Source organism: Allobosea sp. Root483D1 (assembly GCF_001429505.1).
In the GTDB taxonomy this organism is placed as follows: Bacteria; Pseudomonadota; Alphaproteobacteria; order Rhizobiales; family Beijerinckiaceae; genus Allobosea.
Window position 1 is genome coordinate 276,265 of the sequence record NZ_LMJW01000022.1, and the last position, 19,390, is coordinate 295,654.

Below are 19,390 nucleotides of genomic sequence, written 5' to 3' on the forward strand. Positions count from 1 at the left end.
TTCAGTTGCGCCGTATCCAACGCTTGGGCAGGGTGCCGGCCGAAACGGGAGATGCGCCGCCATGTACGGATTGATCGGGAAGATGCGGGCCAAGCCCGGCGAGCGCGAGGCGCTGATCGGCTACATCCTCGAGAGCAGCGGCATGATGCCCGGCTGCCTGAGCTATGTCGTCGCCCGCGATCCCGGTGATGCCGATGCGATCTGGGTGACCGAGGTCTGGGACCGCGAGGAGAGCCACAAGGCGTCGCTCGCTCTGCCGGCGGTGCAGGCGGCGATCACCAAGGCCAGGCCGATCATCGCCGGCTTCGACAGCCATGTCGTCACCGAGCCGGTCGGTGGGTTCGGGCTGGCGAAGGGCTGAAGGCGGCGGACCCGCCTTCCGCTCGCGGGCCGCTCGGTCTAAGACCCTCGCGACCGAGCCGCGAGCCTGCCATGATCCAATCCGCCTTGAGCAAACTCACCATCCTGCCCACGAAGGCGGCGCTGACGGGCCGCGTGATGCCGCCCGGCTCGAAGTCGATCACCAACCGAGCGCTGCTGGTCGCGGCGCTGGCGAAGGGCACCAGCCGGCTCAGCGGCGCGCTGAAGAGCGACGACACCCGCTATATGGCGCAGGCGCTCAGGGACATGGGCGTCGAGATCGCCGAGCCCGACGACACCAGCTTCATCGTCACCAGCAACGGGCGCCTCAAGGCGCCCGCCGGGCCGCTCTTTCTCGGCAATGCCGGCACCGCGACCCGCTTCCTGACGGCGGCGGCGGCGCTGGTCGATGGCAAGGTCGTGGTCGACGGCGACGAGCACATGCGCAAGCGGCCGATCCTGCCGCTGGTCGAGGCGCTCACCCGATTGGGCGTCGCGATCGCGGCGCCGAGCGGCTGCCCGCCGGTGACCATCCAGGGGCAGGGCGGCTTCGATGGCGGGCTGGCCGAGGTCGATGGCGGCCTCTCCAGCCAATACGTTTCGGCGCTGCTGATGGCCGGCGCCTGCGCCCGCAATCCCGTCGATGTCGTCCTGACCGGCCAGGAGATCGGTGCGCGCGGCTATGTCGACCTGACGCTGGCGACGATGCGCGCCTTCGGTGCCGAGGTCTCGGAGCCGGAGAGCGGCGGCTGGCGGATCGCGCCGACCGGTTATGTCGCGACCGATTACCTGATCGAGCCCGATGCTTCGGCCGCGACCTATCTCTGGGCCGCGGAGGTGCTGACCGGCGGCGCGATCGATCTTGGCGTGCCGGCCGAAGCCTTCACCCAGCCCGACGCCAAGGCGCATGCGCTGATCGCTGCCTTCCCGAACCTGCCGGCCGAGATCGACGGCTCGCAGATGCAGGATGCGGTGCCGACGCTGGCCGTGCTCGCCGCCTTCAACAGGACACCGGTGCGCTTCGTCGGCATCGCCAACCTCCGCGTCAAGGAATGCGACCGGGTCGCCGCGCTGGCGCAGGGCCTGTCGCGGATCAGGCCGGGGCTCGGCGTGGAGGAGGGCGACGATCTCATCGTCGCCTCGGATCCGGCGCTGGCCGGCCAGACACTTCCTGCCGAGATCGACACCTTCGCCGATCATCGCATCGCCATGAGCTTCGCGCTGGCCGGGCTGAAGATCGGCGGCATCACCATCCTCGACCCTGCTTGCGTGGCCAAGACCTATCCGGACTACTGGCGCGCAATCGGCTCGCTCGGTGTGCGTTTCGAGGGCGAGGTGCCGTAACGGTCCTTCACGCGCTGCCGATCAGCGGTGGAGGTCCTTGATATTGGCGCCGGTGCGATGGTCCTCGACGCGGCGTTCCGCGACATTGTCGGCTGAGCGCCAGAGATAGGCCGCCGCTCCCGCGAGGCCGAGCCAGATACCCGGGCTACCCGGGCTGATCAGCCCGAGCGCCAGACGGGCAAGCGGCTCGATGAAGGCCGGACCCGTAGACGCGCCGGCGCCGCCACCGAACAGGTCCGTCAGCCGGGTCGCCAGCGTCGGCAGGACCTGTGTCTGGCTGTCGCCAAGGCCGAGAGCTGCGAGCAGGCCCGTACCGATGGCGACGCGCTTCGACCGATCGGTTTCGCCGATGGTGACCGAGCCGAGCTCGCGAAGCGTCTGCTGGTTGGCGGTGACCCGACCGACGGGCAGGGATCGCGGCGCCGCGGCCGTTAGAGCCGGCCATTGGGCGGCATCGAATACGCCGGTCGGGGGCAGGCCTGCATCCTTCTGGAAGGCCAGTAGAGCCTGTTCCGTCAGCGGCCCGAACTCACCGTCGAGAGGACCAGGCGGGTAGCCCTTCTGCGCCAGTGCCGCTTGCAGCGCCAGGACCGCGGCGCCCTGAGGGCCTCCGCGGAACAGGGCGCCGGCCGGGACCGGGCCGGTCATCGCCGCACCGGCGCCGGCGGCCGCCTGCGAGGCGGCGCGGATCGCAGCCAGGAACCGGCGGGCATAGGTCGCGATCTGATCGGCGCGGTCGGTGCCATTGACGATGCGCCTGGCATTGAACCAGTCCTCCATGCCGGGGCTGAAATAGTCACCGAGCTTCTTCCCCGTGAACCAGCCGCCGCTCATGCCGTTGAACATGATCGCCGCGGCGAGGCCGGGGTCCAGTGCGAGATCGGGCTGGTTGACGAAGTCGCGGCCGAACAGCTGCGTCGCCTTGGCGTAATTGTTCTTCCAGGTGAGCTGGACATAGCCGCGGCCGTAATAGGCCTGGCCGGACTGGGGATCAGGGGCGCCATATCTGCGACCGCGGCCACGCCCGAATTCACGGATCGGCTGCATGGTGAAGGCGGTCTCGTGATATGCCGTCGCCAGCATATAGGCGAGCCAGCGCGGATCGCCGGTGGGCATGCGCCGTTCCCATTCGTCGAGGATGGCGCGCAGGCCCTGTTCCTGGCCCGTCTGTAGCCGGCCGCCGAACGGCGCCCGTCGCGCTTCGGCGAGAAAAATGCTGCGATCCAGCATGACGACGTCTCCTCCGGACGCGGCAGACGATGGCAACCTGAAACGGGTGGACCGATGGCGGCGGCTCAGCGGCCCAGATTGGCGGCGTTGCGGTAGTCCTGCAGGCGATACTCATTGATCTGGCCGCCGCTGCGATAGGCCAGAAACCCGCCCAGGGCGACCAGCAGCCAGGTTGCCGAACCCTGGCCGCCGATCAGCGCCGGGATCAGATCGAGCAGCGGGCCGACGAGACCGGGCGAGGGCGCGGTGCCCGCCGGGCCCGGCACCATGGAAATCGGTTTCGCCAGCGGCGCCAGCTTGTCCATCAGCTCGAATGTGAGCTTCGGAATCTGGGTCGCGGCGGCAGGCAGATCCCTGCCCAGCAGAGAGCGAATCTCGCTCTGCAGTTCGAATAGTTTGGTCGGGGCCAGGTTCGCGTCGCCGCTCTGCAGGGGCAGGACGGTTTTCTGAACGAGGGCGACGAGCTTCTCCGATGTCTGGTTCAGGACATTGGGCGCGATGTTGTTGACGCCCTTCAGTCCCTCCTGGAGCGTGGCTTCGACCTCTCGCTGCAACCTGATCGCATTGTCGACAAGCTGCGACGGAGAGGCGACGCCGGTGGCGACTTTCAGCCCGCCGACCATGCGTTCGACGATGTCGGTCTGCCTGTCGGTGAAGCCGAGGGCACCGAGCAGGCCGGTCCCGATGCCCACCTTCCGCAGCCAGTCGGCCGTGGCGACGGTTCGCGAGCCGGTTTCGCGCACCTTATCGAGATCAGCGCCGTTGCGTTGCGGCCCGAGCGGCCGCGCCGTGGCCGCCGCCAGCTTCGCCCATTCCGCGCTGCCGACCTGGCCGGTCGCCGGCAGCCCGTTCTCGGCCTGGAAGGCCAGGACGGCAGCGAAGGTCAGCGGCCCGAAGATGCCGTCGGTCGCGCCCAGATGATAGTTCAGTTTGGTGAGCTGGGTCTGGAGCGCCTCGACATTGGCGCCGCGCGCGCCCATCCCGATCGTGGGGTCGGCTGGTACGGGCTCGAGTTCGGGCCAGTCCAGCGGATCGGACACGTCCGGCGAGCCGGAAAGGTGGGGAGGGGCCTGGTCGGGCGCGATATCGAGGATCGTCGGCAGCGATGTCGAGACCGGCAGCGGCGCGGTCTTGACCGGCCAGCGCATGGCGACGATGTCGTCCGCCGCGTAGTTCTGCTCCTTCGCCGCATCGCTCTGATTGCCGCCGAGGAGCCGGACGCGGCCGTTCGTCATCGACACGAAGAAGCCGACATGTCCCGACGCACCTGCCGTCTGCGGCTTCAGCACGATGACGCAGCCCGGCATGGGCGCGCTCAGTTTTTCCCCGAAGGTCTTGTAGCTGGAGGCGAGCAAGCTGCTGGTCGGCGCATAGCCCGACAGTTCGAGGCAGGCTCCGACGAAGGCGGCGCACCAGGGCACATCGTCGCTGCGGGCCGTCCCGGTGACGAGGCGGTACATTTCGCTGATGCGCGGGTCACTGGCGGCGCTGGGAACCTCGGCAAGACGCTCGGCTACGAAATATCCGGCTACCGCCATCCAGGGAGTGTCCATGGCAATCTCTCGCATTACGCAAGGGCATGATGAACGAGAATTGATGATGCCGTTGAGGAACACAAGTAAAATTGCGTGTATGGCTCGCCCATGGGTTGTGGCGCTGGTGCGCTCGGCACTGGCTCGCCGCGCCAAGAGGCGAGTGAGAATATTCTCGGGGAAAACGTCGGAAATGCCTTGAACAAAACAAGAACATAATTGATGATGGCAGCGTGGTCCGCTAGGGTCCGGCTCCGGTCGATCGGCCGGATATGTGGTGAAGTGCGCAGGAAGTGGAGCCTGTCATGGCTGGTAGCGTCAACAAGGTCATTCTGGTCGGCAATCTCGGGCGCGATCCCGAAGTCCGGCGCCTCGGCAGCGGCGAGCCCGTGGTCAATCTCAGGATCGCCACCTCGGAAACCTGGCGCGACAAGCAGTCGGGCGAGCGCAAGGAGCGCACCGAGTGGCACTCCGTCGTGATCTTCAACGAGAACCTCGCCAAGGTCGCCGAGCAATATCTGAAGAAGGGCTCGAAGATTTACATCGAGGGCCAGCTGCAGACCCGCAAATGGCAGGATCAGCAGGGCGTCGAGAAGTACACCACCGAGATCGTGCTGCAGCGTTTCCGCGGCGAGCTCACCATTCTCGACAGCCGCGGCCAGGGCGGCGACGAGTTCGGCGGTGGCGGCGGTAGCAGCAGCAGCGGCGGCTATGGCGACGAGGGTTCGTCGGGCGGCAGCTCCTTCGGCCGGTCGAGCCCGGTCGGCGGCGGTTCGCGCCAGCCGGCCATGGCGAGCGGCAGCGGCAGCAGCGGTTCACGCTCGTCGAGCCATCTCGACGACGACATCCCGTTCTAGGGACTCGTTCGACCGGCCTGCATTGGAAGCCGACCGGTCAAGCGACAGCCAAACTAGAGCAGCGGATCGACAAGCGGGCAGCGCTTTTCGGTCCGCTGTCTTAGCAAGGCGTCGCGCATCGCCTGTTCAATAACCGAACTGCTCGCGCAGGATGCGTTCGTCCAGGCTGTGGCCGGGATCGTGCATCATGACGAGGTCGAGCGAGCGGTCGATCGCAATCTGGACCGAGATCACGTTGTCGATCTGGGTGTGGTCCGCGACCGCGCTGACCGGGCGCTTGTCGGCCTCCATGACTGCGATGGTCACCTTGGCATGGTCGGGCAGGAGCGCGCCGCGCCAGCGCCGCGGCCGGAAGGGCGAGAGCGGGGTCAACGCCAGCAACGGCGCATCGAGTGGCAGGATCGGGCCGTTGGCCGAGAGGTTGTAGGCGGTCGAGCCAGCCGGCGTCGCGAGCAGCACGCCGTCGGCGACGAGTTCGGACAGGCGCACCTGCCCATCGACCGAGATGCGCAGCTTCGCCGCCTGATAGGAACGGCGGAACAGCGAGACTTCGTTGATCGCGCGCGCCTCGACGCGCTTCCCCTTGCAGTCGACCGCCGTCATCGCCAGCGGATGGACGACGCTGCGCTGCGCCGCCTCGAGCCGCTGGCGCAGGCCGCGCTCGCGGAACTCGTTCATCAGGAAGCCGACCGAGCCGCGGTTCATCCCGTAGATCGGCTTGGCGGTGCCCATGAAGCGATGCAGCGTCTGCAGCATCAGGCCGTCGCCGCCGAGGGCGACGACGACCTCGGCCTCAGCCGGGTCGGCGTCGCCATAGCGCTCGACCAGCTTGACCCGCGCGGCCTGGGCCTCGGCGGTGTCGCTGGCGACGAAGGAGATGGCGGCAAAGCGCTCGGTCATCGCGGGTATCCGGTCGGCATGGCTCGGAACGATCTAGCATGCCGGGGAGGCGGATCGCGAGCCGCCTTGCGAAGCTGCCGGAAAAAGAAAGGCCGAGGCGCTTGCCCCGGCCTTTCTCCAGCGGCCTGGAGCTGGATACATCCGGCTCCAAACTAACGCGTTGGAACATGTTCCGATCGCAAAAGCGCTTCCCACTTTTGCGGAACATGCTCCTGCGAGGGTCTCAGATCGCGCTGCTCCACTGCACCGGGACGAGCTCGAAACCGTTGCCGGCCTTGGCGATATGGCCGGTTGCCGGGAAGGGGGCGTGATAGAAGCAGACCTGCATCTTGTCGGTGACCGCCATGTCGAGCAGCTTGCGGCGGGTGGCGACCGCCTGCGGCCCATCCATGTCGAACACCGCCGACCAGTCGGGATTGCGCACGAATAGGGCCGGGTGGTTTGTCGTGTCCGACAGGACCAGCAGCTTGCCGCTGCCGGAGGCGACGGCGAAGACGGTGTGACCGGGCGTATGGCCTGGCGCGGCGATCGCGGTCACGCCCGGGAGGACCTCCTTGCCGGCCTCATACTGCTTCACGTCCTTGGCGACCGGCCCGAAGACGCGGCGCACGCCGGCAAAAGCGCCCTTCATCGCCTCGGGGGCGGCGTTCATCTTGGCATCGTCCATCCAGAACGCCCATTCAGCCGCCGGCACCATCACCTCGGCGTTCGGGAACACGGCGGTCCCGTCCTTGAGACGGAAGCCATTGATGTGGTCGCCGTGGAAATGGCTGAAGACCACGCTCGAGACGTTCTTGGGGTCGAACCCGGCGGCCTGGAAGTTCTTCATCCAGGCGCCCGAGGTCGGCGCGCCGGAATCGCCGTTGCCGGTGTCGATCAAGGTGATCTTGTCGCCGATCTGCAGCGCCAGCGTGGTGAAGGTGATCGAGAGCGCGTCGGCCGGCAGGTAGGCTTGCTCCATCGCCTTCTTGACGTCGGCGAGTTCGGCATTGCGGACGAAGCCCTCGAGCGGGCGCTTGGCGAAGCCGTCATTAATGGCGGTGACGGTGATGTCGCCGACCTTGTAGCGGTAGAAACCCGGGTTCTGGTTCACGGAAGCTCCTTGCGCATGGGCCGGTGCGATGCCGGCGGGCAGGTCGAGCGCGGCTGCGGCGGCGAGCGCGCCGGCGCCTGCCATCATGGTGCGGCGTGAGGGTTCGACATGGGCCATCGATCAGGCTCCAACAACGAGAAGGGCGCGACCTCTCCCGAATGGCGCCCCGCCAGCCAGAATCGCATCCTGGGCATTGGTTCAGCCCGACCGCCAAACTAGCTGTGCAAACAACGCCTTCAACCGCTGTGTGGATGGCCAGGGTCAACTTTCCGTGAAGTTGCCGCCGCAGCGGCGCCCGGTCCGTAGGTTGAATCGACCTGTCAGGGCAAGCGGCTTCGCCTTTGGAACCGAAGCCGTTTCAGCGATCGGCCGGCGCCGAGGTCTGGTCGGAATCGCTCCTGGCGAAAGCCTTGAGCAGAGCGGCGCAGAGCGCCAGCGAGGCGAGCGCGCCATGGCCCGAACAACCGGCGACCAGTGCCTCGTAGGTCTGCTCTTCCGAGGCGACCGACTGCAGACTCCAGTTCCACTCAGGCGCCTTCTGCCGGATGACGTTGACCGCGACGTCGATCTCGGCGCTGATCTTGCCGATCGCCTTCCAGAGCGAGCCCTGCTGATAGATGCCTCCGGGCGGGGTGCGCGGGCCGATCAGATGGGCCGGCTTGCGCCGGACGGTGAAGCCGAGCGCCTCGTAGATGTCGGCGTCGAGGTTGCGGTCCGGACGACCGGTGCTCTCGCAGCGCCGTGCGAGAGCGAGCAACTGGTCGTGCTGATCGGCGCAGGTCATTCCTCGCTATACCTCGTTCGCGTCACCAGGGCAGCCCTTGCCGCGCCGTCGGAGCCGCCCGCAATCGGTACCGGCCGGATGTGCCGGACAGACGGGCGTTTAGCGTCAGTCGGGCAAGATCGCCAGTGCCATTCTGGCGCAAGCGGGCAGGGCGGCCAAGCCGTCGGCGATGCGCTGACCACAGGGCAGGTCGCTCGCTCGAAAAAGGCCGGAGGCCTTTACCTTTCGGTCAGCAGCTTGCTCCCATGGTTCGCTGACGATGTCGGCAGGCAGCATTGTTCGCCCCAATGCAGCTTGTGCTGAAATAATAGGCAGGGCGTATGCGCAGGTTTTTCCTGGTTGCTGTACTTTTACTCGTCGTGAATTCTGCCGTTGACGCCTCCTGCCTGGCTCCCTCCGGCCCCTTGCTTTCAAGTATCAGTGATCTCGTGGGGCGAGACCCTGAATTGGCGTCGCGGCTCGCCGAAGATGCTCTCGCAAGCAAAGGCGATCAGACGGTCGAGACCAGAGGGCGCCTGCTGGCCTTGCAGGCCGAGGGATTCGGGCGACGGTCGCAAGCCGCGGCCGCGCGGCGGATAGCCGGGCTGGGAGTCACGGAGCCGCTATTGGCCGATAGCGATGCGCGTGTGGAGCTGCTCTGGATCCTGGCCACAAACACATTCCAGCCCGAGGCGCTCGCGGAGTTGCAATTGTGGATCGAAGCACTCGCAGCGCGGGTCGATCCGCACTCGGCCAAGGCGATCTGCCTCGATATCGCTCTCGGAAACATCCAGCGCGTGCGCGGCAATTTCGGCGAGGCAGCGCGGTTGCTGTTCCAGGCCTATCGCGCGAGTAACACGCCGGCGCTGACGCTCGCCAACATCGAGGCGGTGCGCCTGCTCGGCCGCGTCTGGGGCGATGCCGGCAATGCCGATGCCGCACTGGAGCTCAACCGGGCGGTCATCGATTTCGAGAGCGCGACCGGAAACACCTTCCTGCTCGGAATGGCGCACGGCTATCGCGGAATCTATCTGAACAATAAGCGGCGTTTCGAAGAGGCGCTCCCGGAGCTCGAACTGGCCCGCGTCTCGCATCGCCGCTTCTTCGCCGAGGCGAGCGAAGCTCACATCGAGCGGGAGTTCTGCCGTGCACGGATCGGGCTCAAGCAATGGAGCATGGCGAGACGCCACTGCGAGCAGGCGCAGGAGAAGTTCGTCCGCCTGGGCGAGGCGGAGCCCGAGCAAACCGAGCTGCTCGCGGCGGAGGTCGATCTGGCGGAGGGAAAGCTCGACGAGGCACGCCGGCGCCTGAACGCCGTCATCGAGAAGGGAGACGCCACAAGGGGCGTCAGCTCATTCGAGTCGTTCCGGCTGCGAGCCGAGCTCAATCGCCGAGAGGGGGAATTCGCGGCGGCGTTCTCGGACCTCCACCAGTACATTGAAAGGCACGGCCGCTGGAAGGACGCGGCCACGGCACGCCAGACGCTGGTTCTGTCGGAGCAGTTCACCGCGGATCTCCAGGCGGCGCGAGCCGAAGCGTTGCAAAGAACCCTCGACGCTGAACGGGCCGAGAGGCATGCCAACACCAGGAACATGATCGTCACCGTCGTCGCGATGGTGCTGATACTGCTCATTCTCTTCCGCATGCACTATCTCGACCTGCGCCATCGCAGCCGCCTGGAGGAGATCGCCAACACCGATGCCCTCACCGGTATCTCGAACCGCCGGCATATCCTCGAATGCGCCGATGCGCAGCTGGCGGCGGCCCGCGAGGCCGGCCGCACCTTCTCGGTCGCGCTCCTCGATCTCGATCACTTCAAGGCGATCAACGACACTTACGGTCATCAGGTCGGCGACTCCGTGCTGAAGCGGGTCGCCTCCGCCGCGACCGCGCGACTGCCCGCCAATGCGTCGATCGGCCGGTGGGGCGGCGAGGAATTCCTGATCGCCTTCGACGGCCACGGGCTCGAGGATTGCGCGGCCCATCTCGAACGGCTGCGCCTGGGCGTTCGGCAGATCTGGGCCCATCACGATGCGGCTGTCATGATCGACTTCAGCGCCGGTCTCGCCGACAGCGACGATCCCGGTCTTTCTGTGGAGCAGTTGATCGAGCGGGCGGACAAGGCCCTCTATCGCGCCAAGGCAGGCGGGCGCGGCCAGACCTGCCTGTCCCGCCTGGGGGCGAGCATCGTCCCGGCGGCAAGCCGTCCGGAGCACGTCCAGCTCTGAGCCCGCCGGTCTTGCTCTCGCCCCAGCGGCCTGATACCGCAGCGCGAGGGCCGGCGTAGCACAGCGGTAGTGCAGCGGTTTTGTAAACCGAAGGTCGGGAGTTCGATCCTCTCCGCCGGCACCATTCCCTTGACACCCAGGACGGGCCTCTTCGCGATCGTCGCGGCAGCGAGGCGGATTTCCTGGCCTATATCGGCGGTCGTCGACCTTCGGTGCCGAATAGCGCGCCGGCATTCACGCGTCCGTAACCATCTAAGTCGATGCTTTTGCAAAAGCCTTGCCTGAGATGTGCCCATGCTGAACCGCCGCTCCTTTACCATGTCCTCGCTTTCGCTCCTCGCCCCTGGCCTTGCCGGCTGTGGCGGCGGTGGCAGCATCGTGGCGCTGCCGGACATCGCCGCCCCGAGCGGGCGCAGCCTGACGCGCACGCTCTCACGCCCGAACTACGCGCAGGTCTACATGGCCTATCCGGGCGAGCGCTTCCCGGTGCCGGCGATCGACTATCAGAGCATCGAGCCGCGCTATCTGCGCCAGACCGTCGAGTTCCGCGGCGCCGAGCCGCCAGGCTCGATCGTCGTCGATCCCGGCTCCTACCATCTCTATTTCGTCGAATCGCAGGGCGTCGCGACGCGCTATGGCGTCGGCGTCGGCCGCGAGGGCTTCGGCTGGACGGGCCAGGCGAAGATCAACATGAAGCGGGATTGGCCCGACTGGGTGCCGCCGCAGGAGATGATCGAGCGCGATCCGCAGATCAGGGCCCAGCTCGAGCCGACGCCGCGCGGCCCCGGCGTCCGCGGCGGGCCGAAGAGCCCGCTCGGCGCCCGCACCCTCTACCTCTTCGGCGAGGGACGCGATCTCGGCTACCGCATCCACGGCACGACCGAGCCCTACACCGTCGGCAGCAACGTCTCCTCGGGCTGCATCCGGATGATCAATCAGGACATCATCCACCTCTACGCCCGTGTCGCGCTCGGCACGCCGGTGACCGTGCTGCCGGTGTGAGGCGAGTGATGCCGGGGAGGCAGGCCGAGGAGCCCTGACGGCTCAGGCCGCCGCGGCGACGCTCGTCGATCCTGCAATCTCGATACGATTGCGTCCGAGCAGCTTCGCCCGATAGAGCGCGCCATCGGCGACGGCGAGAAATTCGGTCAGGTCGAGCTTGTTGGTGCCAGCCACCGCCAGGCCGACGCTGACGGTTGCCGCGATGGCGAGGCCGTCGCTGAGTGCTGCCGCCTCGGCAAAGCGCCTGGCGATGTCCTGGCCGATCTGGTGCGCGTCCTGCACGCCCATGCCCGGCAGCAGGACAGCGAATTCCTCGCCGCCGAGCCGGGCGCACATGGCATCCGGTCCCGTGGCTTCACCGGCGACCCGTGCGAACAGCTTCAGGATCTGGTCGCCCGCATCGTGCCCGTAGGTGTCATTGATCGCCTTGAAGTGGTCGAGGTCGAAGGCGAGCAGCGCATGCGAAGCGCTCTCGCCAGTTTGGCGCAGGCGTTCAGGGCTCAGCTCGAAGAAGCCCTGGCGATTGTTGAGGCCGGTCAGGAAGTCGGTTCGCGCGCTCGCCAGCAGCCGCGCCCGATCCTCCTCGCGCGCCAGAGCGATCAGGGACATCGGCATCGCGACCGTAAACAGCACCGCTTCATACATCGTCAGCTTGGCGACGATGGGCAGCACGCTCTCGCCATAGACCGAGACGACCATCGGCACGACGAATGTGCGGATGGCGTAGGTCAGGCTGTGGCAGGCGAAGACGGCGATCGCGATCGGGCGGGAGCGCAAGCCTTTCGCTGTGCGGCTGCGGAACAGGGCGAGGGCGGTCAGAGCGCAAATGACCGCGATGGGGAATGCGCTCGCATGGTTCCAGAGCAGGCTCGCCCAGCCCGTGCCGAGGACGAACCAGGCGGTGCCGATCGCAGCGAGGAAGCCCGCGACGAGGACGGGGCGCAGGGACCGGCCGTCCAGCACCAGAACCCCCTGCAGGACCAGGGCGTAGCCGAGCAGCATGACGACATTGGTCAGGGCGGGACCGGAAACGCCGGGAAGCAGGCTCCGATTCATCGCGAGGATGCAGCCCAGGGCGAACACGCCATAGGCTGCCGCCCAGAGGCCGAGTTCCCGCGATCGCGGGGCGTGCGCCTGCCGCTCCCACAAGGTCATGGCCGCGGCGATGAGCAGCGTTCCGATCGTCAGATACCAGAGGGTTGCAAGGTCCATCGCGATCGTCGTCAGCAGTGGCTGCGTTCGGCGTCAGGCATGATCAAGCGCTCCCAGCCTGGCCGAGTGCAGGAAAAGCTAGCCCAAATGAGTTAATATCCGCTTGTGACGATCTGCCTTCGTAGCAGGCATCCGGGCCTGAGCGATGCATCGTCAAGATCCGCATGTTCAATGTTGGCGATATATACTCTGCACGAGCTCTCGATAAACGCGAAGAACTCGGCTCGACTTCATGCATTGCCATCTCGATATCGGCGCCCTCCAGTTGGGGTAGCTGGAAGTATCCGGTCTCGAGACTGCCGATACGCCGCTTGCGGTCGATCCGCGCAGATGCCCCTCGGCTCTCGTCGTTCGACAAAAAAAGCCCCGCCCTTTCGGGCGGGGCTCGCGGAACCAGCTGGCTGGTCGGATCTGGCGATCAGTGATCGTAGGTGAGGATGTCGCGATCCTTGGTCTCGGGCACGAAGAGCATGCCGATGACGAAGGTCATCATCGCGATAACGATCGGGTACCAGAGGCCGTAGAAGATGTCGCCGGTGCCGGCCACCATGGCGAACGAGGTCGCCGGCAGCAGGCCGCCGAACCAGCCATTGCCGATATGGTAGGGCAGCGACATGCCGGTGTAGCGGATGCGGGTCGGGAAGAGCTCGACCAGGGCCGCGGCGATCGGGCCGTAGACCATCGTCACATAGATCACGAGGATCGTCAGGATGCCGATGATCGTCAGCGACTGGGCATTGAACAGCGCGTTCCCGAAGCCGGTCTTGACGATGCGGGCGTCGTTCGGGGCGGGATAGCCGGCGGCGATCGCTTCCTTGGCGATGTTGGCGGCGAAGGTGGCGTCGATCGCGACGTCCTTGCCGTTGACCGTGACCTTGGCCGCGGTGCCGGCGGGCGCCGGGGTCTGGGTGTACTGGATCGCCTGCGAAGCCAGCGTGCGACGGGCGATGTCGCAGGGCTGGGTGAAGGTGCGCACGCCGACCGGATCGAAGACCGAGCCGCAGGTGGCGGGATCGGCGACGACGACGACCTTGACGTTGTCATGCGCCGCGGCGAGGCCCGGATTGGCGGCCTTGGTGAGGGCGCCGAACAGCGGGAAATAGGTCAGCGCCGCAATCAGGCAGCCGGCGAGGATCACCGGCTTGCGGCCGATCCTGTCGGACAGCGAGCCGAAGAAGATGAAGCCGCCGGTGCCGATGATCAACGACCAGGCGATCAGCACGTTGGCCGAATAGAGGTCGACCTTCAGGATGCTCTGGATGAAGAACAGGGCGTAGAACTGGCCGGTGTACCAGACGACGGCCTGGCCGGCGGTGAGGCCGAACAGAGCCAGCAGGGCGATCCTGGCGTTCTTCCATTGGCCGAAGGCCTCGGAAAGCGGCGCCTTCGAGCCGGTGCCCTCTTCCTTCATCTTCTGGAAGGCCGGGGATTCCTGCATCTGCAGGCGGATCCAGACCGAGATCGCGAGCAGGAAGATCGAGGCCAGGAACGGGATGCGCCAGCCCCAGGCGGTGAACTCGGCCTCGCCCATGGTGGTGCGGATGCCGAGGATGACGATCAGCGAGAGCAGCAGTCCGAGCGTCGCCGTGGTCTGGATCCAGGAGGTGTAGAAGCCGCGGCGGCCCGGGGGCGCATGCTCGGCGACATAGACCGCGGCGCCGCCATATTCGCCGCCGAGCGCGAGGCCCTGCAGCATGCGCAGCGCGATCAGGATGACCGGGGCGATCCAGCCGATCGAGTTGTAGCTGGGCAGCAGGCCGACCAGGAAGGTCGAGGCGCCCATGATCACGATCGTGACGAGGAAGGTGTATTTGCGGCCGATCAGGTCACCCAGGCGGCCGAAGAACAGCGCGCCGAAGGGGCGCACAAGGAAGCCGGCGGCGAAGGCGAGCAGGGCGAAGATGGCGCGCGTGTTCGGATCAAAGGCCGAGAAGAAATGCGCGCCGATCATCACGGCGAGTGAACCGTAGAGATAGAAATCGTACCATTCGAAGACCGTGCCCAGGGAGGAAGCAAGGATGACCTTCTTCTCCTCCCTGGTCATCGGCCGCGGCCCTGCGGCCGCCGGTGCATGTGCCATGCTCATGAAGCGCTCCCGTTTTTTCGTTCCCCCGGGCGCTGCGGACCATCCGCTGCGCCCTCACGCCGCCTTCTGGCGGTTCTTCGCTTGGAGTCGGCGCAGGGCCGACTCAGGAAAAGGCCTTGGAAAAGCCAAGTTTGATGGGCTAGGAATGCGTCCACACCCCGCAATCTTCAACCGAGCACTTGGTCTTGCACCGAAAGGCGTAAGACGAAGGATTGAGCGCGCGCCGGGGTCGATCCCGCCCCGCATCTCGTCACGACTCGCCTTGCCGGCCCCGAGTTGTTAACCTTTCGCCAACCATGCCGGCCTCGGGGTCGACGGGCTGCGCAGGACGGGAGTTGGTCGCATGAGAGTTCGCTCCGGAGTGCCTCTGCTCGCAGCGTTCGTCGGGCTTTGCGCGGCGTCGTCCTCGGCCACGGCCGCCCCCGGTTTCGGCGCGGCGCCCTCGGCCGGCGTATCCGGTTCAGCTCCGCGTTTCGCTCCGATGCGACCGAGCGCGCGGCCGGGTCATGCCCGCCACGGCCGCGCCGCTTTCTATGGCGGCGGCTATTCCGGCTTGTATGGCTGGCCGGGCGACCAGCGGGTCGTGGTGGTGCTGCCGGAGGCGAGCGAGCCGCCATCGGTGAAGGAGCCCTCGATACCCGTCGCGATCGGCATCCCGAGGCCGCCGGCGGCCGATCCGGTGCTGTATCGGATCGAAACGCGTCAGGGACGCCCGGTGGTCAGGGTCATGCGCTTCAGTAGCGACGGCGCGGTAGCGCGGCGCTGAGCTTTATCCGCGCCGGGTCGCGGCGTAGAGCGCGATCGCCGTCGCGTTCGAGACGTTGAGGCTCTTGATTGCGCCGGGCATGTCGAGCCGGGCGAGATGGTCGCAGAGCTCGCGCGAACGCTGGCGCAGGCCCTTGCCTTCGGCGCCCATTACCAGGACGAGCGGACGGCGCAGCGGCACCTCGTCGAGCGAGACGTCGCCTTCCGAATCGAAGCCAAGCCGCAGGAAGCCGCGATCGCCGAGCTTGTCGAGCGCATCCCCCAGATTCTTCACGGCGACCAGCGGCACGTGCTCGAGCGCGCCGGAAGCCGATTTCGCCAGCACGCCGGTCGCCGCCGGCGAATGGCGGATGGTGACGATCACGGCCGCGACCGCGAAGGCCGCGGCTGAGCGCAGGATCGCCCCGACATTGTGCGGGTCGGTTATCTGGTCGAGCGCCAGCACGATCGCGTCGTCCGGCAGGCTGTCGAGATCGGGCGAGGGCAGGGGATCGCAGATAAGGTAGAGCCCCTGGTGGACGGCGTCGGGCGTCAGCAGCCGGTCGATCTGCGAAGGCCGCACCATCTCCGGCTCGATCGGCAGTTCGCCGACCTCCTCGGTCAGCCGCTTCAGCGCGTTTTCGGTGGCGAGCAGCTTGCGGAAGCGCCGCTGCGGATTGCGCAGCGCCTCGATCACCGGATGGGCGCCATAGAGGATCGCCTCGTCGATCTCGCCGGGCCGGTGCGGCGGCGGGCCGTCGCGATGCGGGCGACCGTGGCGGCTCTGGGGACGTGGGCGGGACGGGGCGGACATCATGGCTCCGGAAACGTGACGCCATGCCCTGCCACGGCGCGGCCGGCTTGGCCAGCCCGAAGGCCGGGAAGCGGGATTTCCATCTCATTCAACACACGGAGACAATACAGATGACGAAGACAGATCGGCGCCTGTTCGTGGTGACCGGCGGGCCCGGTGCCGGCAAGACGACCTTGCTGGCCGCTTTGGCGGCTGCAGGCCATGCCGTCGCCCCCGAGGCGGGACGGGCGATCATCCGCGACCAGCTCGCCATTGACGGGCCGGCCTTGCCCTGGCGCGACCGGGTGCTGTTCGCCGAGCTGATGCTCGGCTTCGACCTGCGGTCCCATGGCGAGGCGCAGGCGAGCGCCTCTCCGGTCTTCTTCGACCGCGGCGTTCCCGACAGCATCGGCTATCTGCGCCTCTGCGGGCTGACGGTGCCGGAGCATCTTGACCGGGCGGCGCGCGCCTTCCGCTATGCCCGCATCGTCTTCGCCGCGCCGCCCTGGCGCGAGATCTATGCGCAGGATGCCGAGCGCAAGCAGGATTTCGCCGAGGCCGAGCGCACCTATGAGGCGGTCACCACGGCCTATCGCGATCATGGCTACGAACTGGTGGAGCTCCCGCGTGCGGATGTCGAAACGCGCGTCGCTTTTGTGCTGGGGCGCGTGCGAGGCCTCGCTTCCGGGCGGTGACGATCCGAGCTAGGCTGAGGCTTCGCCGCAGCCCCGGGAGGCGCGTCATGGCGGAGAGCTCCGAGGCCGGCACGATGCGCTCGGGCCGGACGCTGAACCATCTCGTGCCCGGGCGCGATTGCGGCGACTGCGTCGCCTGTTGCGAAGTGCTGCGCATCGTCGATCCCGAGGTCGGCAAGCCGGCCGGCATCATGTGCCGCCACAATACCGGCAGCGGTTGCAGCATCCATGCGACGCGGCCGGAGATCTGCCGGCGCTGGTTCTGCCTGTGGCGGCGCATCGACGCGATGCCGGACGAGGCGCGGCCGGACCGGAGCGGCGTGATCTTCTGCCTGGAGGGCGAGGAGCGCCATCCGAATCCGTTCGCGCGCTTCTGCGTGGTGGCGCGGCCCGTCGGCAGCCCGCGGGCGCTGCGCAGCGGGCTGGTCAGGCAGGTCGTCGCCATGTTCGCCAGGCAGGGAGAGCTGCCGGTCTGGTTGCACCGCCATGGCGTGCGCAGCCTGGTTCACCCGCTGCCCGACCTCGCCGATGCGATCGAACGGCCGCGGGAGACCCCGTTCCAGGCCTTCGTTCCCGCTGCGCTGGCCTGGCGTCGGCGCCATCGCGCCAGCTGGCCGCAGGGCTGAGTGGTCTGCCGCCACGATCGCTTGTCGTTAGATGGCTTTTAGGCGTTGACAGGCGGCGGCCCTCTCATCATAAGTCCGCCCGCGCCTGCCGCCCTTCACAAAAGTGAAACAGGCGGTTGCGGCCAGCCCTTCGGGGCGGCCTGCGGCAAGGCGGGGGAATGTCCCGAGCGGCAAAGGGGGCGGACTGTAAATCCGCTGGCTATGCCTTCGCAGGTTCGAGTCCTGCTTCCCCCACCACCTTGCTTTTTGAGCATTGATATCCCTCACATTTTTGAGGCGTTGCCTGCACCTGATGACGAAGGTGCGGGAACCCGTGCGGACCGCGAGCAGTCCGTCTTCCCCGAATCCGAGCGAGCTGATAGCTTCGCTGCAATGGCTATTCGGGCATGATCGCGCAGTGACAGCAAAGACCCAGGGCGGTTCTGTTGCCGCGCTCGGCGCCATCGTTGCGGGCGCCTTGATCCTGCAAGTTGCCGGCACGATCGTGAACACGGTCGTGCCGTTGCAGATGGCGGTCGCGAACCAGCCGCCGCTGCTGATCGGCCTTGTCGCCTCGGCCTATTCGTTCGGCTTCCTGATCGGCTGCTTCGTCAATCCCTCGCTCGTCCGCCGGGTCGGCCATATCCGCGGCTTTGCCGTGTTCGCCGCGCTCCAGGCCGTCTCGACGCTGAGCTTTCCGCTGTTGCCGGAGGCCTGGTGGGGACTGGCGCGGCTGGTCATGGGCCTGGCGGCGGCCGGCCACGGCATCTGCATCGAGAGCTGGATCAGCGGCCAGGCCAGCCGGGCCCAGCGCGGCCGCATCTTCGGCATCTACCAGATTCTCAACCGCGTCGCGCTGATCGGCTCGCAGATCGGGGTCGGCTATGTCGCGATCCAGTCGCAGGACGTCTTCCTCTTCGCCAGCATGGCCTTCTCCATCGCGCTGATCCCGGTTGCGCTGACGCGGGCGAAGGGGCCCGAATCGAGCGAGATCGTCTCGGTCGGGCTGCGGACGCTGTGGCGGCAGGCGCCGGCCGCCGTCGTCGGCTGCCTCTATGTCGGCATGGTCGGCGGCCCGCTGACCAGCGTCGCCCCTGCCTACGGCATCCTCTCAGGCCTCGACCAGCGGGCGACGATCCTGCTCACGGCCGGCATCCAGATCGGCGCCCTCTTGCTGCAATGGCCGATGAGCCTGCTGGCGGACCGCGTCGCCAGCCGTCTGATCATGCTCGTCGCCACGAGCATCGTCGCGGTGGCCGCGGCTGGGCTCATGATGCTCCTGGAGGTCGATGCCGCTCATGGCCGGATCTGGCTCTTCGGCCTGTTCGCCCTGATCGGCGGCTGCAGCGTCCCGCTCTACACGGTCGCCGTCACCCACGCCTATTTCCGCATGGGTCGCGATCAGGCCGTCGGGCTCTCCGCGCAATTGCTGTTCCTCTGGGGCACGGGCTCGGCGATCGGGCCGTTGGCTGCGACCTTGCTGATGCAGCTCAGGGGCCCGCAGGGCATGCTGATCTATCTCGTCGGGCTCTCGGTCGGCGTCGCCATCTACATCGCGCTGCGGCTCTCGCGGAATCCGTCGCCGCCATTGGTCGAAGGCGAGCGTGGCGCCACCGGGCCGACGATCCCGGATATCGAGATGACCAAGCGCTAGACTAGCAGTGCCAGATCTGATCAGGGCTCGGGCAAAAGCAGGGCCAGAATACCAGCGCTGTGGATCAGCAACGCCAGCCGCAGCGGAATGGCGGAGATGATCTCGGTCCTGAACGGACAGTAGAGCTCGCCGAGTTCGGACATGTCGTTTCCCCCAGCAAATCCGTATCAGCGCTGAGGTCGGCCATCGCCCCCCATTTGGGGGCTTGAGGCTCGATGACTCGAAATTTGTTCTTTCGCCCCCAAATGGGGGGAGCCGGCTGGCGCCGCCTCGCTACATTTGCCGCCGGGGA

18 protein-coding genes and 2 tRNA genes are annotated in these 19,390 nt (G+C 67.1%); 11 read left to right on the plus strand and 9 right to left on the minus strand.

Annotated features, from left to right (window positions below):
* Positions 1–61 precede the first annotated feature (61 nt).
* Both ASE66_RS24155 and ASE66_RS24160 read left to right on the plus strand, forming a co-directional pair.
* Positions 62–361, plus strand: a complete 300-nt coding sequence (locus ASE66_RS24155; protein WP_057192304.1) for a putative quinol monooxygenase — start codon at positions 62–64, stop codon at positions 359–361.
* 71 nt (positions 362–432) lie between these two features.
* Entirely contained in the window at positions 433–1,704 is a 1,272-nt protein-coding gene (locus tag ASE66_RS24160) for a 3-phosphoshikimate 1-carboxyvinyltransferase (RefSeq protein ID WP_057192305.1), read from the plus strand.
* A 21-nt stretch (positions 1,705–1,725) separates the two neighbouring features.
* Here the strand turns inward: ASE66_RS24160 and ASE66_RS24165 are convergent, their stop codons facing one another.
* Both ASE66_RS24165 and ASE66_RS24170 read right to left on the minus strand, forming a co-directional pair.
* Positions 1,726–2,934, minus strand: coding sequence for a peptidoglycan-binding domain-containing protein (locus tag ASE66_RS24165; protein ID WP_057192306.1), 1,209 nt, complete (start codon positions 2,932–2,934; stop codon positions 1,726–1,728).
* Between the two features lie 65 nt (positions 2,935–2,999).
* A complete protein-coding gene (locus ASE66_RS24170) occupies positions 3,000–4,622 on the minus strand; it encodes a TIGR02594 family protein (RefSeq protein WP_156412308.1) in 1,623 nt (540 codons plus the stop codon).
* A 149-nt stretch (positions 4,623–4,771) separates the two neighbouring features.
* Here ASE66_RS24170 and ssb point away from each other — a divergent pair, with 149 nt between their 5' ends.
* Positions 4,772–5,323 (plus strand): single-stranded DNA-binding protein, encoded by a 552-nt coding sequence (gene ssb, locus ASE66_RS24175; RefSeq protein WP_057192308.1) that lies wholly within the window; start codon positions 4,772–4,774, stop codon positions 5,321–5,323.
* A gap of 126 nt (positions 5,324–5,449) precedes the next feature.
* Here the strand turns inward: ssb and ASE66_RS24180 are convergent, their stop codons facing one another.
* The 3 genes from ASE66_RS24180 to ASE66_RS24190 all read right to left on the minus strand — a co-directional run bounded on the left by ASE66_RS24180 (position 5,450) and on the right by ASE66_RS24190 (position 8,100).
* Entirely contained in the window at positions 5,450–6,223 is a 774-nt protein-coding gene (locus ASE66_RS24180; RefSeq protein ID WP_057192309.1) for an NAD kinase, read from the minus strand.
* A 223-nt stretch (positions 6,224–6,446) separates the two neighbouring features.
* The gene (locus ASE66_RS24185; protein WP_057192310.1) at positions 6,447–7,433 is read right to left on the minus strand and encodes an MBL fold metallo-hydrolase; all 987 of its coding nucleotides are present in this window, start codon (positions 7,431–7,433) and stop codon (positions 6,447–6,449) included.
* A gap of 241 nt (positions 7,434–7,674) precedes the next feature.
* Positions 7,675–8,100, minus strand: coding sequence for a hypothetical protein (locus ASE66_RS24190; protein ID WP_057192311.1), 426 nt, complete (start codon positions 8,098–8,100; stop codon positions 7,675–7,677).
* Positions 8,101–8,705: 605 nt separating this feature from the next.
* On the opposite strand from ASE66_RS24190, the gene ASE66_RS24195 reads away from it, so the two are divergent.
* From ASE66_RS24195 to ASE66_RS24205, 3 genes are all read left to right on the plus strand, one after another.
* A complete protein-coding gene (locus ASE66_RS24195) occupies positions 8,706–10,307 on the plus strand; it encodes a sensor domain-containing diguanylate cyclase (RefSeq protein ID WP_156412309.1) in 1,602 nt (533 codons plus the stop codon).
* 49 nt (positions 10,308–10,356) lie between these two features.
* Positions 10,357–10,431: transfer RNA gene (locus ASE66_RS24200), tRNA-Thr, on the plus strand.
* Between the two features lie 170 nt (positions 10,432–10,601).
* On the plus strand, positions 10,602–11,309 hold the full coding sequence (locus ASE66_RS24205) for a L,D-transpeptidase (protein WP_244495046.1): 708 nt from the start codon (positions 10,602–10,604) through the stop codon (positions 11,307–11,309).
* 42 nt (positions 11,310–11,351) lie between these two features.
* Here ASE66_RS24205 and ASE66_RS24210 read toward each other — a convergent pair whose 3' ends face one another.
* A complete protein-coding gene (locus tag ASE66_RS24210) occupies positions 11,352–12,521 on the minus strand; it encodes a sensor domain-containing diguanylate cyclase (protein ID WP_057192314.1) in 1,170 nt (389 codons plus the stop codon).
* A 418-nt stretch (positions 12,522–12,939) separates the two neighbouring features.
* Entirely contained in the window at positions 12,940–14,607 is a 1,668-nt protein-coding gene (locus ASE66_RS24215) for an MFS transporter (protein ID WP_057192315.1), read from the minus strand.
* A gap of 343 nt (positions 14,608–14,950) precedes the next feature.
* Between ASE66_RS24215 and ASE66_RS24220 the strand changes: the two genes are divergently transcribed.
* Complete coding sequence (locus ASE66_RS24220; protein WP_156412310.1) at positions 14,951–15,373, plus strand: hypothetical protein; 423 nt, start codon at positions 14,951–14,953, stop codon at positions 15,371–15,373.
* Between the two features lie 3 nt (positions 15,374–15,376).
* Here ASE66_RS24220 and rlmB read toward each other — a convergent pair whose 3' ends face one another.
* Positions 15,377–16,168, minus strand: a complete 792-nt coding sequence (rlmB, locus tag ASE66_RS24225; protein WP_082613703.1) for a 23S rRNA (guanosine(2251)-2'-O)-methyltransferase RlmB — start codon at positions 16,166–16,168, stop codon at positions 15,377–15,379.
* Between the two features lie 107 nt (positions 16,169–16,275).
* Here rlmB and ASE66_RS24230 point away from each other — a divergent pair, with 107 nt between their 5' ends.
* The 4 genes from ASE66_RS24230 (at position 16,276) to ASE66_RS24245 (ending at position 19,098) form a co-directional block, all read left to right on the plus strand.
* Complete coding sequence (locus ASE66_RS24230; RefSeq protein WP_057192317.1) at positions 16,276–16,839, plus strand: AAA family ATPase; 564 nt, start codon at positions 16,276–16,278, stop codon at positions 16,837–16,839.
* 47 nt (positions 16,840–16,886) lie between these two features.
* Positions 16,887–17,465: a hypothetical protein gene (locus ASE66_RS24235; protein ID WP_057192318.1), complete on the plus strand. Its 579-nt coding sequence runs from the start codon at positions 16,887–16,889 to the stop codon at positions 17,463–17,465.
* Positions 17,466–17,617: 152 nt separating this feature from the next.
* A tRNA-Tyr gene (locus ASE66_RS24240) sits at positions 17,618–17,702 on the plus strand.
* 160 nt (positions 17,703–17,862) lie between these two features.
* Entirely contained in the window at positions 17,863–19,098 is a 1,236-nt protein-coding gene (locus ASE66_RS24245; protein WP_057192319.1) for an MFS transporter, read from the plus strand.
* A gap of 20 nt (positions 19,099–19,118) precedes the next feature.
* Here the strand turns inward: ASE66_RS24245 and ASE66_RS33745 are convergent, their stop codons facing one another.
* Complete coding sequence (locus ASE66_RS33745; RefSeq protein ID WP_274532969.1) at positions 19,119–19,241, minus strand: hypothetical protein; 123 nt, start codon at positions 19,239–19,241, stop codon at positions 19,119–19,121.
* Between the last annotated feature and the right edge of the window lie 149 nt (positions 19,242–19,390).

Coding starts and splice junctions, on each gene's coding strand:
- ASE66_RS24155 (WP_057192304.1), top strand. CDS start 62: ATGTACGGATTGATCGGGAAGATGCGGGCCAAGCCCGGCGAGCGCGAG.
- ASE66_RS24160 (WP_057192305.1), top strand. CDS start 433: ATGATCCAATCCGCCTTGAGCAAACTCACCATCCTGCCCACGAAGGCG.
- ASE66_RS24165 (WP_057192306.1), bottom strand. CDS start 2,934: ATGCTGGATCGCAGCATTTTTCTCGCCGAAGCGCGACGGGCGCCGTTC.
- ssb (WP_057192308.1), top strand. CDS start 4,772: ATGGCTGGTAGCGTCAACAAGGTCATTCTGGTCGGCAATCTCGGGCGC.
- ASE66_RS24180 (WP_057192309.1), bottom strand. CDS start 6,223: ATGACCGAGCGCTTTGCCGCCATCTCCTTCGTCGCCAGCGACACCGCC.
- ASE66_RS24185 (WP_057192310.1), bottom strand. CDS start 7,433: ATGGCCCATGTCGAACCCTCACGCCGCACCATGATGGCAGGCGCCGGC.
- ASE66_RS24190 (WP_057192311.1), bottom strand. CDS start 8,100: ATGACCTGCGCCGATCAGCACGACCAGTTGCTCGCTCTCGCACGGCGC.
- ASE66_RS24205 (WP_244495046.1), top strand. CDS start 10,602: ATGCTGAACCGCCGCTCCTTTACCATGTCCTCGCTTTCGCTCCTCGCC.
- ASE66_RS24210 (WP_057192314.1), bottom strand. CDS start 12,521: ATGGACCTTGCAACCCTCTGGTATCTGACGATCGGAACGCTGCTCATC.
- ASE66_RS24215 (WP_057192315.1), bottom strand. CDS start 14,607: ATGAGCATGGCACATGCACCGGCGGCCGCAGGGCCGCGGCCGATGACC.
- ASE66_RS24220 (WP_156412310.1), top strand. CDS start 14,951: ATGAGAGTTCGCTCCGGAGTGCCTCTGCTCGCAGCGTTCGTCGGGCTT.
- rlmB (WP_082613703.1), bottom strand. CDS start 16,168: ATGATGTCCGCCCCGTCCCGCCCACGTCCCCAGAGCCGCCACGGTCGC.
- ASE66_RS24230 (WP_057192317.1), top strand. CDS start 16,276: ATGACGAAGACAGATCGGCGCCTGTTCGTGGTGACCGGCGGGCCCGGT.
- ASE66_RS24235 (WP_057192318.1), top strand. CDS start 16,887: ATGGCGGAGAGCTCCGAGGCCGGCACGATGCGCTCGGGCCGGACGCTG.
- ASE66_RS33745 (WP_274532969.1), bottom strand. CDS start 19,241: ATGTCCGAACTCGGCGAGCTCTACTGTCCGTTCAGGACCGAGATCATC.